12 protein-coding genes are annotated in these 13,293 nt (G+C 60.2%); 10 read left to right on the top strand and 2 right to left on the bottom strand.

What is annotated here, in order from left to right:
• Nucleotides 1-238 precede the first annotated feature (238 nt).
• The 7 genes from QRN70_RS22505 (at nucleotide 239) to QRN70_RS22535 (ending at nucleotide 7,506) form a co-directional block, all read left to right on the top strand.
• Nucleotides 239-1,945 carry a sulfatase-like hydrolase/transferase gene (locus tag QRN70_RS22505; protein ID WP_285420089.1) on the top strand — a complete coding sequence of 569 codons (1,707 nt, stop codon included), beginning with the start codon at nucleotides 239-241 and terminating at the stop codon, nucleotides 1,943-1,945.
• Between the two features lie 179 nt (nucleotides 1,946-2,124).
• Entirely contained in the window at nucleotides 2,125-2,778 is a 654-nt protein-coding gene (locus QRN70_RS22510; RefSeq protein WP_285420090.1) for an ABC transporter ATP-binding protein, read from the top strand.
• Complete coding sequence (locus QRN70_RS22515) at nucleotides 2,775-5,246, top strand: ABC transporter permease (RefSeq protein WP_285420091.1); 2,472 nt, start codon at nucleotides 2,775-2,777, stop codon at nucleotides 5,244-5,246. Before QRN70_RS22510 ends, QRN70_RS22515 begins: the two co-directional genes overlap by 4 nt.
• Nucleotides 5,236-6,303 carry a lipocalin-like domain-containing protein gene (locus QRN70_RS22520; protein ID WP_285420092.1) on the top strand — a complete coding sequence of 356 codons (1,068 nt, stop codon included), beginning with the start codon at nucleotides 5,236-5,238 and terminating at the stop codon, nucleotides 6,301-6,303. The genes QRN70_RS22515 and QRN70_RS22520 overlap by 11 nt, the downstream gene beginning before the upstream one ends.
• Nucleotides 6,304-6,414: 111 nt before the next feature.
• The gene (locus tag QRN70_RS22525; protein ID WP_285420093.1) at nucleotides 6,415-6,657 is read left to right on the top strand and encodes a hypothetical protein; all 243 of its coding nucleotides are present in this window, start codon (nucleotides 6,415-6,417) and stop codon (nucleotides 6,655-6,657) included.
• An 11-nt stretch (nucleotides 6,658-6,668) separates the two neighbouring features.
• A complete protein-coding gene (locus QRN70_RS22530) occupies nucleotides 6,669-6,836 on the top strand; it encodes a hypothetical protein (protein ID WP_285420094.1) in 168 nt (55 codons plus the stop codon).
• An 85-nt stretch (nucleotides 6,837-6,921) separates the two neighbouring features.
• On the top strand, nucleotides 6,922-7,506 hold the full coding sequence (locus tag QRN70_RS22535; protein WP_285420361.1) for a hypothetical protein: 585 nt from the start codon (nucleotides 6,922-6,924) through the stop codon (nucleotides 7,504-7,506).
• A gap of 330 nt (nucleotides 7,507-7,836) precedes the next feature.
• On the opposite strand, the gene QRN70_RS22540 is transcribed toward QRN70_RS22535, so the two are convergent.
• Nucleotides 7,837-8,664: a glycosyltransferase family 2 protein gene (locus QRN70_RS22540; protein WP_285420095.1), complete on the bottom strand. Its 828-nt coding sequence runs from the start codon at nucleotides 8,662-8,664 to the stop codon at nucleotides 7,837-7,839.
• Between the two features lie 215 nt (nucleotides 8,665-8,879).
• On the opposite strand from QRN70_RS22540, the gene QRN70_RS22545 reads away from it, so the two are divergent.
• The 3 genes from QRN70_RS22545 to QRN70_RS22555 all read left to right on the top strand — a co-directional run bounded on the left by QRN70_RS22545 (nucleotide 8,880) and on the right by QRN70_RS22555 (nucleotide 11,847).
• On the top strand, nucleotides 8,880-9,695 hold the full coding sequence (locus tag QRN70_RS22545; protein WP_285420362.1) for a VanW family protein: 816 nt from the start codon (nucleotides 8,880-8,882) through the stop codon (nucleotides 9,693-9,695).
• Between the two features lie 218 nt (nucleotides 9,696-9,913).
• Nucleotides 9,914-10,909 carry a formylglycine-generating enzyme family protein gene (locus QRN70_RS22550; protein WP_285420096.1) on the top strand — a complete coding sequence of 332 codons (996 nt, stop codon included), beginning with the start codon at nucleotides 9,914-9,916 and terminating at the stop codon, nucleotides 10,907-10,909.
• A gap of 260 nt (nucleotides 10,910-11,169) precedes the next feature.
• Nucleotides 11,170-11,847, top strand: a complete 678-nt coding sequence (locus QRN70_RS22555; protein ID WP_285420097.1) for a type 1 glutamine amidotransferase domain-containing protein — start codon at nucleotides 11,170-11,172, stop codon at nucleotides 11,845-11,847.
• 52 nt (nucleotides 11,848-11,899) lie between these two features.
• Here the strand turns inward: QRN70_RS22555 and hglS are convergent, their stop codons facing one another.
• Nucleotides 11,900-13,288, bottom strand: coding sequence for a 2-oxoadipate dioxygenase/decarboxylase HglS (hglS, locus tag QRN70_RS22560; RefSeq protein ID WP_285420098.1), 1,389 nt, complete (start codon nucleotides 13,286-13,288; stop codon nucleotides 11,900-11,902).
• Nucleotides 13,289-13,293: the final 5 nt, after the last annotated feature.

Here is a 13,293-nt window from a genome sequence, read left to right on the forward strand (position 1 = left end):
GCTGCTGGATTTGTCGCAGTCTTGACGGGTTTTTCACAATTAAAAGAAAGCGATAAACGGTCGCAAGCCTCGAAATACAAGGCTTGTAGCCGCGCGAGTGTGTCAGATTTGAGTCAACGTTTTTTTGACGCTTTTGCTAAAAGTCCGACACTTCTTGCGCTTTGATGGCCGGGTGCTAGTGTCAGATTTTGACCGACAAACTATTGACCTCACGTCGTCGGACGCACCCGGAATCGCCATGTTTCGATATTTGAAAGAACTGCTTCTAGTTATTTATCTGCTGCTTTATTCCGATTATTACCTTGAGCGTTTAAACGCTATCGGCATCGGTTTGGCAGTACTTCTTTTTGGCGCGATGTTTTTGGCACTTACTTTCGCATTATTACTAACGGCCTATATACGTCAGACTTTCATTCGGCATTTATTCGCATTGGCGATGTTTGCCTCGGCAGTATTCTTCGATGTTTATAGTCGCGTCACGGCGGATTACCTGACCTACAGCAGTTTTGTCTCGCTGGTGTACTCCGGCGGCTTCATCCAGGAAGCGGCGTACCAGTATCGCGACGCGATCCTCCATGGCGTGCTCAATGGCCTGTTGCTGCTGTTCGGCGTCGGCCTCAAGCCGCGGCATCCGCTGGCCATTGCCAATGGACTGCGAGTGGCGGCGCCGTTTGTCGGGGTGCTGTTGCTCAGTGGCGTGTTGTTCGTGCGCGCCGGCGAAGGTGCCCGTGGCCTGCCGATCATGTTCACGCCGCTGGCCTATCTCAACCTGTTCGCCTATGAAGCGCTGCACAACACGGTCGGCCCGCGCGAGCCGGTGACCCTGGCGCGCACTGCGCAAGCAGTCGGCCATGACATCGTGCTGATCGTCGACGAAAGCATCTCCGGCAATTACCTGGACATCAACGCGCCGTTCGGTGTGCACAGCAACCTCAAGCAAGCGCCCCCGGGCGTCGCCATCTTCAATTACGGCTACGCCGCGTCCATCGCCAATTGCAGCGCCGACACCAACGTCACCCTGCGCTACGGCGGCACCCGTGACGACTACGTGCGGATCAACAGCACCTTGCCGTCGATCTGGCAATACGCCAAACAGGCCGGAATGCGCACCGTGTATATCGATGCCCAGCGCACCGGCGGCAACCTGCAGAACCTGATGAACGAAACCGAGAAGAAGGACATCGACGAGTTCGTCCAATTCGATCAGACCAGCGTGCGCGACCGCGACATGGCGGCGGCCGGCAAACTGATCGAGTTGCTCAACGACGACAAAGCCGAGCTGATCCTGATCAACAAGGTCGGCGCGCATTTCCCGGTGCACGACAAATACCCCGATGCGTTCATGGCCTATCGCCCGACCTTGCCGCGCGGGCAGTTCACGGAAGTGGCCGACACTGCCAAACGTGATGGCTTCAGCGGGCAGACGGATGACTGGGTGCTTTATCGCAACGCCTACAAGAACACCGTGCTATGGAATGTCGGGGAGTTTTTCGCTCGGGTGTTCGCCCAGGCCAACCTGAACAATGCGCTGCTGATCTACACCTCCGATCACGGCCAGGACCTGCATGAACGCGGCAACCCCGGGCTGAACACCCATTGCGGCGGCGATCCGGTGGAGGAGGAGGGGCTGGTGCCGCTGGTGGTGATCCAGGGCGAACAGTTGCACACGCTGGACTGGGCGGCGCAACTGGCGGCGAACAAGGACCGCTCCAGCCACTACAACATTTTCCCCACCTTGCTGCAGTTGATGGGCTACGACCTGGCGGCAGTCGAGGCGGTGTACGGCAAGCCGCTGACAGTGCCGACGGCGGACGCCTTCACCTTCAACTACCGCTTCAATGCACGCCTGGGCGCCACGCCCGAGTGGAAGCACATTGATCTGCACAGCATCGTGACGCCGACGCAGGCACCGACCAGTGTGGCGGTGGAGCAGCCCTCGCCGTAGTCCACCTCGGCGCAACGACGCAGCGCTCGGGTGATTTTTCTGTGCGCTGCAATTTGCAGTCGGGCTCAGGTGTTGCCAAGCATGCCGAACGGTGCGCGTTCCCTCTCTGCCCATACGCAGAGGACTGCAAGCGCGGCGATCCGCTATCCTTGGCCGACATTGACCGATCAGGTGGCGGCATGCTGCGCGTTGAAAATGTCTTCAAGAGTTACCTCACCCCGCAAGGGCCGTTGCCGGTGCTGCAAGGCGTCGACCTGACGCTCAAAGCGGGCAGCAGCCTGGCACTGATGGGCGAATCCGGCAGCGGCAAGAGCACGCTGCTGCACCTGATCGCCGGGCTCGACAAGGTTGATCGCGGCAGCATCCACAGCGGTGCGCATCGCCTCGAGCAAATGAACGAAACGCAACTGGCTCACTGGCGACGCAGCGAAATCGGCCTGGTGTTCCAGCAGTTCAACCTGATCGGCAGCTTGCGCGTGGAGGACAACCTGGCGTTTCAGGCGCGCCTGGCCGGCCGCCATGATCCGCGCTGGCAGCATCACCTGGTACAACGCCTGGGCTTGAGCGATCTGCTCAAGCGTTACCCCGAGCAACTGTCCGGCGGCCAGCAGCAGCGCGTGGCACTCGGTCGAGCGTTGGCGTCGCAGCCGAAGCTGTTGCTGGCCGACGAACCCACCGGCAGCCTCGACGAGGCCACCAGCGATGAAGTGCTGCGGCTGTTGCTGGAATTGCTCGACGATACCCCGACCACGCTGCTGATGGTCACCCACAGCCAACGCGTGGCGTCTCGCCTGGCGGAGCGGGCCGTACTGTCCAGCGGGCGGTTGACGTGATCGTTCTCCGGCAAACCCTGATCGCGCTGCTCAGCCACTGGCGGCGCCATCCGGTACAGTTTTTCAGCGTGCTGACCGGGCTGTGGCTGGCCACCAGTCTGCTCACTGGCGTGGAGGCGTTGAACAGCCAGGCGCGCGACAGTTATGCCCGCGCCAGTCAGTTGATCGGCGGCCAGCCGCAGGCGAGTCTCAGCGCCCCCAACGGCGCGACGTTCGCCCAGCAATGGTTCGTCGATCTGCGCCGCGAGGGCTGGCCGGTGTCGCCGGTGCTGCAGGGCCGGCTGATCCTCAAGGGCCACGAAACCCAGCGCCTGCAACTGATGGGCATCGAACCGGTGTCCTTGCCGGGTGACAGCGCCGTGGCGGGGCAGGCGATGCCGATCGAGCGCGTGGTTGAGTTCTTCAGCCCGCCGGGCAGCACCTGGATCTCACCGGAAACCCTGCGGGCGTTGAATCTGGCGGAGGGCGCCACGCCTCAGAGCGAAAGCGGCCGCACGCTGCCGCCGCTGCGCGCGCAACCCGACATGGCGCCCGGGGTGTTGCTGGTCGACATTGGCGTGGCGCAGTACGTGCTCGATCAACCCGGGCAACTGTCGCGCCTGTTGCTGCCCAAGGATTTCCACGGCGAGCTTCCCGCCGCGTTCAAGGGCCTGTTGCAACTCAAGAGCAGTGCTGAGGAAAACAACCTCGCGCGGCTCACGGAAAGCTTTCACCTCAATCTCGATGCGCTGGGTTTTCTGTCGTTCATTGTCGGCCTGTTCATCGTGCACGCGGCGATCGGCCTGGCCCTGGAGCAACGCCGCGGCCTGCTGCGCACCCTGCGCGCCTGTGGGGTCAGTGCGCGGCTGCTGATCGCTTGCCTGGTGGTCGAACTCGGCGTGCTGGCGCTGATTGGCGGTGTGCTCGGCGTGCTCAGTGGCTACTGGCTGGCGAGCGTATTGCTGCCGGATGTCGCCGCCAGCCTGCGCGGGCTGTATGGCGCGGAAGTGGCGGGGCAATTGCGCCTGAGCCCCTGGTGGTGGATCAGCGGGATCGGCCTGAGTCTGCTCGGTGCGATGCTGGCGGGCGCCAACAGTCTGCTGCGGGCGGCCCGTCTGCCGTTGCTGGCGGTGGCCGATCCGCAGGCCTGGCACCAGCAGCACGCACGCTGGTTGCGCCAGCAGGGTTGGGTGGCCACGGTGTTTGCCGCCGTGGCCGTGGTGGCGCTGATCTGGGGCGACAGCCTGGGCAGCGGGTTCGTGCTGATGGCCGGGCTGTTGCTCGGCGCCGCGCTGGCGTTGCCGGTGCTGCTCAGCGCGGTGCTGAACGGCTTGCTCGGGCGCAGCCGCTCGGTGCTGGGCCAATGGTTTCTCGCCGATTGCCGCCAGCAGTTGCCGGCCCTGAGTCTGGCCCTCATGGCGCTGTTGCTGGCGATGGCGGCGAACATCGGCGCCGGCAGTATGACTTCGGGTTTCCGCCAGACTTTCAACGACTGGCTGGAACAACGCCTGAGCGCCGAGCTGTACCTCAACCCGAGCAATCCGGCGCAGGCCCGCGAGATGTACAGCTGGCTCAAGCAGCAAGCGGACGTCACCGCGGTGCTGCCGAACTGGCAGGTGTCGGTCACTTTGCAGGGCTGGCCGGCGGACGTGTTCGGGGTGATCGATCATCCGCACTATCGCCAGCACTGGCCGCTGCTCGAAGCGCACGGGGACCATCCATGGGCGGCGCTGGCCAGCGATGATGCAGTGATGCTCAGCGAGCAACTGGCACGGCGGCTGAAGGTGCATCCGGGCGATCACCTGACCATCCCGACACCGGGCGGGCCGTGGTCGCCGCGCATTGTCGGGATCTACGCCGATTACGGTAATCCCAAGGGCCATGTGCTGGTCAGCAGCAACCATCTGCTGCGCAGCTGGCCGCAATTGACGCCGAACCGCTTCAACCTGCGCATCGAACCGAAAAAAATTGCGCCGCTGCTCGTGGCCTTGCAGGCACGGTTCCAGCTCGACGACAGCCGCATCGTCGATCAGGCGCAGCTCAAGGGCTGGTCGGTGCAAGTGTTCGAGCGCACATTCGCCGCCACGGCTGCGCTCAACAGCCTGACCCTGGCCGTGGCGGGTGTAGCGCTGTTCATCAGCTTGCTGACGCAGAGCCAGAGCCGCCTCGGCCAGCTTGCGCCGTTGTGGGCGCTGGGTGTCACGCGACGCCAGTTGATGCTGCTCAATCTCGGCCAGACCTGGTTGCTGGCCGTGCTGACGCTGGTCCTGGCGCTGCCGTTGGGCATTGCGCTGGCGTGGTGCCTGGACGTGGTCATCAACGTGCAGGCCTTCGGCTGGCGCCTGCCGTTGCGGGTATTTCCGTGGCAGCTGCTGCAACTGCTCGGACTGGCGCTGCTGGCGACTCTGCTGGCGTCGGCATGGCCGCTCTATTCGCTGTACCGCACCCAACCGGCGGATTTGCTGAGGACTTTTGCCCATGAGGATTAACGCCGTGCTGGTGCTGTTGGCGCTGTCGCTGGCGGGCTGTGATCAGCCAGTGCCGGAACAGAAAGGATTCGCCGGCCTGGGCAATCAGGCGCAGGCCTTTACTCCTGTGACACCGGGGCGCGTCTTCAGCTTCCCGGCGGATCACGGCGCCCATGACGGCTTTCGCATCGAGTGGTGGTACGTCACCGCCAATCTCAAGGATCAGCAAGGGCATGATTTCGGCGTGCAGTGGACCTTGTTTCGCAGTGCGCTGAATGCCAGGCCGCAGCAGCCCGGGTGGGCCAATCAGACCATCTGGCTCGGTCATGCGGCGGTGACCTCGGCGAGTGCGCATCACGCCGCCGAGCGGTATGCCCGGGGCGGCGTCGAGCAGGCTGGCGTGCGGCTCGCACCGTTCGAGGCGTGGATCGACGATTGGCGCTTCGCCAGTCAGGCCGACGATCCGCTGAGTGATATGCAGCTCAGTGCGCGTGACCGACAGTTCAGCTACCAACTGCACCTGACGTCCAGCCGCCCGCTGGTGCTGCAAGGCAGCGATGGCTTCAGTCAGAAATCCGAACAGGGCCAGGCCTCGTACTACTACAGCCAACCGTTTTTCCAGGCCAGCGGCACCGTGCAGATCGACGGCCAGACCCACACCGTCAGCGGCCCGGCATGGCTCGACCGCGAATGGAGCAGCCAGCCGCTGACCGCCAACCAGACCGGCTGGGACTGGTTTTCCCTGCACCTGGACAGCGGGGAGCACGTGATGCTGTACCGCATGCGCCAACGGGACGGCGCGCCGTACCTGACCGGCACCTGGATCGGCGCTGACGGCCAGACGCAAACGCTGCGCGCCGAGCAGATCCGACTCACCCCGCAGGCCACCGCGAAGGTGGCTGGCCGCACGATGCCGGTGGGCTGGTCGATCGGCATTCCCGAGCGGCACCTCGACATCCACCTCGAGGCACTGAACCCGCAAGCCTGGATGAACCTGCGCATTCCTTACTGGGAAGGACCGGTGCGCATCAGCGGCAGTCAGGGCGGGCAAGGCTACCTGGAAATGACCGGCTACTGACAGGCAGCGCGTATCACCACTCGGTAACTCGATGGAACCGCGCACGCCCTGACAGCCTCTACCGGGAAACCGGGCCAGTGATGCGGCCCGTTACCCCGTCGAGGAATTCCCATGAGCGATGACCTGCAACCTCCCGACCTCGCCACCTGGCAACGTCTGTTCGATGACGAAACCTACTGGCAGCAGTCCCCCGATGCGCACTATTTCGATCTGCAGCGCATTGCCGACGACATGCTGGGGCAGGGCGCCATCGACCTGGAGCAATGGCAACTCCTGCGCGCCAAGGCCGACGAGCTGCATCGGGATTCGCCCGGCGTCAACGTCACCCGGGAACTCGACGACCCTGAAGCCTGAGGACAACCACCATGAAACCTGTATCGCAGAACGAACATCCCGACGAGCCGCGTCCAGCCGGCGAGGTCGAGCGCGACAACGATGCGTTGCGCCCCACCGACCCCAATCGCCGCCAGGACAGCGGCAAGCCGACGCCGAGCGGCGAGTCCACTGCGCAAGAAACTGCGAAGGAGCGCTGAGCAGCGTCTATGCTCCTTGGCACGCACGGCACTGAAGCCGATTCGGCGCCGTGTGCTGCCATCCATCACAGGGAAAGTATCGCTCATGAAGCTCCATGCACTGACGCACGCCATCGCTCTTGTCACCTTGCTGTCCGCCACCAGCCTCTCGGCATTTGCCGCTGATATTCCGCTGTCCGCAGCGGTCGAAGCCGATCGGGTCACCACCAAGGTGCTGGCAGTCGACCCGGCCAACCATCAGGTCGTCCTTGAAGGCGCGGAAGGCCGGCAAGTGCATGTCCAGCTCAGCGACAAGGCGAAAAACCTCGATAACCTCGAGGTCGGTGACCTGGTCAAGCTTGAGGTCACCCATTCGGTAGCCGCTTATCTGGACACCGATGTGGATAAAGGTCTGCCTGGCTCCACCGAGCGTACTGGCGAACTGCGCAACGCACCGGGCAGCAGCAATCCCGGTGGCGAGGCATTCCGCCAGATTCAAGTGCAGTTGAAAATCACGAAAATTGATTTGAAGAAAAATCAGGTGACCTTGGAGAACCCGGCCGGGCAATCGAAAACCCTGAATGTCGAGAAGCCGGAAATTCAAGCCAAATTGAAAGACCTCAAAGTCGGGCAGAGCGTCGTGGTCACTTACACCGATGTATTAAAAGTGACCAGTCAACACGAAAGTTGAGCATTAACTCTACAGGGTGATTGTTCTTGTACAGGTTGTTGTATGAGAACAATCATATTAATTGCTCACTTTGCCGATCTGAAAGTTTCGCGAAAGCATTCGTCGATAAATATCTATTAACTCTTTTGTACATAAAATTTTATGTGTTTGCCTGACGACATATCTGCCAACTTCTATTAAAATCCTTCCCGTTCGCCCAGTGTCAGGGCTCTTTACCGGTGCATGGATTGCCAGGCCATTACACTGGGCGAACACCTCCCAGGAGCGAATCAATAGAATTCAGGCAGAAAAAAGGGCGACTTTGTAGTCGCCCTTTTTTCTACCCGTGAGTTAACCGGATATTTGCCACCCGGTCTTGCCGCGTTGGCTCTGCAAGCGCTTGAGCGTGGCCTGGTACATTTTCGTGCGCCGGTGATTTTTGCCGTAGGTGCCTGCCGCTGCGACCGTTCCTGCCTGAATGTGCTCCAGATAGCGGAATATCTTGCGCGGCGATAACAGCCTGATGCCATAACCCAAGCCCGTCATGCGATCTTGCAGGGTATAACCGGGCACTCGATCATCCATGCAAAAGTGCAGGCCTTCGGACTTGATCAAGCGCGCATTCCATAAAGTGCAGAAACTCTTGAGGTGAGTTTCCCGGTATGGCTTGGGTTCTTTGGAACGCCAGCCCAAGTGTATTTTTGCCCGCCGCACATAGTGTTTGCAGAATCGCGAAGTTAGACGCCAGGTGTCTCGCAGCAGCCCGCGATTGAGTTGTTCGACACAGCCGACGGCGGCGGTGTTCGGACTTTTCAGGCACGTCTGCATCATCATTTCGAACACTTCTGGATCGTGGATCAAGGTATCGGTGTGCAGTAAAAACACATAATCGGTTTCGATCTTTTCCAGCGCCAGATCCAATGCCTTGCCATGCGCAATATGACCGGCTTCCTTATTAGGTGCTGGGCGCTCGAGCAAATTGATCCAGTCGAGCGAGCGCAAGTAGTCGAGACTGGCATCCGCCGAATCATTATCCACGACCCACACCGCAATGCGCTGCGCCTTGACGTAGTCACGCAACAACTCCATGCACATCCGGGTCATGTCCGCAGTCTTGTAATTGACCAGAACCAGGCTGAAGTTCGAGAGTGGTTTGGTTGCTGAATCAAACGCTGTCATTTCCGAAGGACTCACTCGCAGGTCAAGGGGCCACAGGGGTTTCTTGAGCCGCAGAGTAGCGACGCAACCTTAGTTCAAGCTTAATGCCGGCCGAACGCGGCGAGTCGCGAGCCCGATTGCGTTGCGAAATACGCAAGTGCCGGCGAGCGTTACCGGCTAAAATGCGTGCCCCATCACGGCTCAAGGACGACCCGGCAATCGCCGTCGCATCACGGATGAAACCACTGTCGCTGTACCATCCCGCGCTGTACTGGCTGCGCGTCTGGCAAAAAAGACTGTTCCGCCAGATCGCCTGGCGCTGCTCTGGCAAACGCTACGCGCGCCCCCTGGCCGTGGCCGATCGCCTGCCGTTCCGCTACCTCAAACACACCTCAAAACTGATCCGTAAGCTCGGCGACTCCGACCTTGTCTTGCAGCACAACAAAGTCACCAACCTCAAACTCGCCGTTGCCGCCATCGACGGTGTGCTCATCGCCCCGGGCGAGTATTTTTCCTTCTGCCGCCTGGTCGGCCGTCCAACCCGCAAGCGCGGCTACGTCGAAGGCATGGAACTGTCCTTCGGCGAAGCGCGACGCGGCGTCGGAGGCGGTATCTGCCAACTGAGCAACCTGATCCACTGGATGGCCATCCATTCGCCCCTGGTCGTTGTCGAGCGCTCCAACCACAGCTTCGACCCTTTCCCGGACGACGGCCGCGTCCTGCCATTCGGTTCCGGCGCGGCGATCTTCTACAACTACGTGGACCTGGTCCTGCACAACCCGACCGACCGCTGCTTCCAGTTGAAGTTGAACGTGGGTGAAACACAGTTGGAAGGTGAGTTGCTGTGTGATCAGGTGCGCGATTACCGCTATCACGTGTTTCAGGAAGGGCATCGGTTTGTCAGAGAGGGCGAGCGGGTGTATCGAGAAAATGAAATTTGGCGCGAGGTGCGGCAGAAGGGGCAGGTCGGGGAGTTGGTCGAAAAGAAGAGGCTTTATCGCAATCGGGTGGTGGTCAAATACGAGGTTATTGATGAATGGGTAGAGCGTTGAGGCTTGCCTGGCAGGGTGAGCTTCAAAGCAACCTCACGGATCCTGGCGCCGGCTACCCGGTGTTACGCAAGACGTTTTATCGAATGGGTCTCGTGTCTGAGGCGGCAAGTTCTCAGTGCTGCGTAATGTTCGGTCTTGATGTGGAAGATGTTGAATTTGTAGTCTGAGCATGAGGCGCCAAGGTCTGCGCTCTGATGCACCTTATAAGGATATTGCTTGTGTTACGTCATTCTGTACTTAGCCTTTCTTTCATCGCGCTGCTGCTGGGTTGTGAGGCGAACTCGAATTCATTGCCAAGCAGCAAGAGCCTGCCCACGGAAAAAGTTGCCTCGATTGCGGCGACGATCAAAGCGAAATACCCCGAGCTTTCAAGTGAGATGCGCGGCAAGGTGCTCAACACGGTTGTGGCATCGATCGACAATATGGTTTTTGTCGAAGGCGGCGAATTTGACATGGGCGACTTCGGCTGGATATGTGAATATGACGAGAAAGATGTTTGTACTTGGCCTTGTGGACAGGAGCCGGAGCAGCTTTGTAATATTAGCCGCGATGGCGATGATGATTTTGTGCATCCGGTTAAATTGAGTTCCTACTATATTTCGAAATATCAAACCACTATTGGCGAGTTTGATCTGTTTTTTACAGCGAAAGGCAGAGAACTTTTTGATGCTGAATACCGCGGCAGAGAGGATTTAAGAGATAGGTACGCTCCTAGGCTGCCGACGCCTACCAAACATTGGCAGGAGGCCAAAGATTTTTGTAAGTGGGTAGGAGACTTAAGTGGCTATCCAGTAGACCTTCCAACTGAGGCTCAGTGGGAGTTTGCCGCGCGTAATCGTGGGTCGCATATACTCTTTCCAACGAGTAATGGAAACTTAGACTTCGGTAAAAATTTTCCGATTGAAGGGGAGGGAAAAACGTTTGTGGTGGACCGATTTTTACCAAACCCTTTGGGTTTGTATAATTTGTCCGGCAATGCGACGGACTGGGTAAATGATTGGTACGATAAAGATTATTATAAAAAATCTCCCATAGATGATCCTCAAGGACCGGAGTCTGGAACGCAAAAAGTAAAACGAGGTTCCAATTATCCTGAAGCGCCGTTATCAGCAGCGCCGATTGTGCGACGCTGGCCTGATAATCCAGACGAAGAAGCCTACTATCCAGGTACTGGATTCCGCTGCGCAGTTCAAACAGGAAATTCGCTTAAGTAACGGTGAAACGTAGGCAATATGCCCGGCGCCATAGGGTTGAAAGTAGCTTTTGTTGCCGCGCGCAGTTGTCTGCAGGCCTTGTGCGTCAAGGCCTGCAGCGCTCAAACCGGGGCGTTTGCGCGGGACAATGCGCAACTTCTTGCGCATAGGGGCTATATGCCAGTATCGAGCCAGTGAAACGAACGCCTGGCGGCGACGGTCAATCACTCACGCCCGCGCCGTCGAGCGTCTGTCCATTCCTCAACCCGAGTGAGAACGCCATGAAAATCCTGATGGTTCTAACGTCCCACGATCAACTGGGCGATACCGGCAAGAAAACCGGCTTCTGGCTGGAGGAGTTCGCCTCACCGTATTACGTATTTAAGGATGCGGGCGCCGAGTTGACACTCGCATCGCCCAAGGGTGGTCAGCCGCCGCTGGACCCGAAGAGCGATGAGCCGGACGCGCAAACGTCGTTCACCGAGCGGTTTCGCCAGGACGCCGCCGCCCAGTCGGCGCTGGCCTCGACCGTCAAGCTGGAGACGGTGCAAGCTGCCGATTTCGATGCCGTGTTTTACCCCGGCGGTCATGGTCCGCTGTGGGACCTGGCCGAAGACCGCAACTCGATTGCGTTGATCGAGGCGTTCTACAGTGCCGGCAAGCCGGTGGCTGCTGTTTGCCATGCGCCCGGTGTGCTGCGGCATGCCAAAGGGACTGATGGGCAGCCGCTGGTGAAGGGCAAGCAGGTCACCGGTTTCACCAACAGCGAAGAAGCTGCGGTGCAGTTGACCGATGTGGTGCCGTTTCTGGTGGAAGATGAATTGAAGGCCAAGGGCGGGATTTTCTCCAAGGGTGCCGACTGGTCGAGTTATACCCGCGAAGACGGTTTGCTGCTGACCGGGCAGAACCCGGCGTCCTCCGAGGAAACGGCGTTTGCGCTGGTCTCGAGATTGCGTTGATCACCACTGAACCCGGTGGCGAAGGCGCATGATCCCTCGCCACCCGGTGTTTTCAGATCAGTTTCACGCCCAATGCGTCGGCACACGCTGCAATCGAGCGCTGTTGTGTTTCGGCATACAGCGCCAACTCATCAAGGGTCGATCGGCCCAGCGCCTGCTCGAAGGCCTGGCGGTTGGCGTGCTCACCGTAGTGAGCCTGGGCTGCATCGCCCAGGTTTGACTGAAAAATCCCTGCCGCACTGACTGGCAGGAAATCTTCGTACACCAGCGGTTCGGCTTTCACCTGGCCGGTGTGCAGTAATTCTTCCAGCGATATCTGCTGCGCATGACCCGCCGTCTGCCCCTGTTCCGTCACGAAATAACGAAAGTACGCCAGTTGCTGTTCGCGCATGCCCTCGAGGGTGTCAGGGAATTCGCTGAAATGCTCAGTCATCAGCGCGTTGTAGTGTAGGGCGTTGCCCTCATGGGGGAAGTCCCCGAGTTCATCACGCGCGGCGTTCAGCAAGCGATCGTACAAGGCCCGGCCCTTGGGCGTGAGCGCGGCGCCGCGCTGTTCGATTTCGCCGAAACGGGCGCTGTGGCTGCCGTGGGCCTGCGCCTGGTCGGTAAAGGCGATGGGCTCGTCCAGCGCTTTGAAACTGGTCTGGCGCAGCAGGATCGGGCATTGGCGGCGAGGTGGCCCTTCGATCACCGCTTTCGGCGTGATGCCATGCACGGGCATCTGCGCCTGAACGATGTCGATGTCCAGGGTGCGCGGGGTCAGGTGGTTGATGTGCGGGCCCTTGAACGCCACGACATCGGCGATCAAGCGATGCTGGGCGCTGAGGCGCTGGTACTGCGCCGCGGTGACCGTGGCGCTGTGGTGCCAGCGAAAAGTCTCCAGTGCCTGCAGGACAAATTCCTCGGCCTCGGCTTCGGTCAGGCCACCAGCGGTTTCCGCCTGTTCGATCAGGCGCAGGGCTTTCTCGGTGAAGATCGACCGCTTCGCCAATACCGATTCGGCGAAGGCGCGCAGTTCGGCAGACTCGATCAGCTCCAGGCGCAGCAGTGAGGTGAACACCCGAAACGGACTGACCTGCAGCGCCGCTTCGTGCACCGCACGAAACGCCGTGGAATGCACGGGAACACCCGCCGGAGTCAGGTCGTAATAACCCACCGGCTGCATGCCCATCACCGCGAACAGGCGGGCGAGGGTGGCCAGTTCGCTGGCTGTGCCGACGCGGATCGCACCGTGGCGCTCCATGTCCAGGCGCGCGATTTCGCCGCTGCCGTGCAATTGCCGGGCGAGCTGGGGTTCGCGTTCGAGCACGTCGCGGTTGGTCTTTTCCACCAGTTCCATGAGCGCGCCGTACAGCGGCACTTCTTCGCGGTACATGTCGGACATCGCTTTGGAGAAGCGCTGGCGGATCAGGTCGGGGCTGACGAAAGGCTGCACGGTCATGAAAA

Origin of the sequence: Pseudomonas sp. efr-133-TYG-5, from assembly GCF_030209175.1 — a bacterium.
In the GTDB taxonomy this organism is placed as follows: Bacteria; Pseudomonadota; Gammaproteobacteria; order Pseudomonadales; family Pseudomonadaceae; genus Aquipseudomonas.

Bases quoted from the DNA above. Each gene is read 5' to 3' on its own strand.
- QRN70_RS22505 (WP_285420089.1), top strand. From the start codon at position 239: ATGTTTCGATATTTGAAAGAACTGCTTCTAGTTATTTATCTGCTGCTT.
- QRN70_RS22510 (WP_285420090.1), top strand. From the start codon at position 2,125: ATGCTGCGCGTTGAAAATGTCTTCAAGAGTTACCTCACCCCGCAAGGG.
- QRN70_RS22520 (WP_285420092.1), top strand. From the start codon at position 5,236: ATGAGGATTAACGCCGTGCTGGTGCTGTTGGCGCTGTCGCTGGCGGGC.
- QRN70_RS22525 (WP_285420093.1), top strand. From the start codon at position 6,415: ATGAGCGATGACCTGCAACCTCCCGACCTCGCCACCTGGCAACGTCTG.
- QRN70_RS22530 (WP_285420094.1), top strand. From the start codon at position 6,669: ATGAAACCTGTATCGCAGAACGAACATCCCGACGAGCCGCGTCCAGCC.
- QRN70_RS22535 (WP_285420361.1), top strand. From the start codon at position 6,922: ATGAAGCTCCATGCACTGACGCACGCCATCGCTCTTGTCACCTTGCTG.
- QRN70_RS22540 (WP_285420095.1), bottom strand. From the start codon at position 8,664: ATGACAGCGTTTGATTCAGCAACCAAACCACTCTCGAACTTCAGCCTG.
- QRN70_RS22545 (WP_285420362.1), top strand. From the start codon at position 8,880: ATGAAACCACTGTCGCTGTACCATCCCGCGCTGTACTGGCTGCGCGTC.
- QRN70_RS22555 (WP_285420097.1), top strand. From the start codon at position 11,170: ATGAAAATCCTGATGGTTCTAACGTCCCACGATCAACTGGGCGATACC.
- hglS (WP_285420098.1), bottom strand. From the start codon at position 13,288: ATGACCGTGCAGCCTTTCGTCAGCCCCGACCTGATCCGCCAGCGCTTC.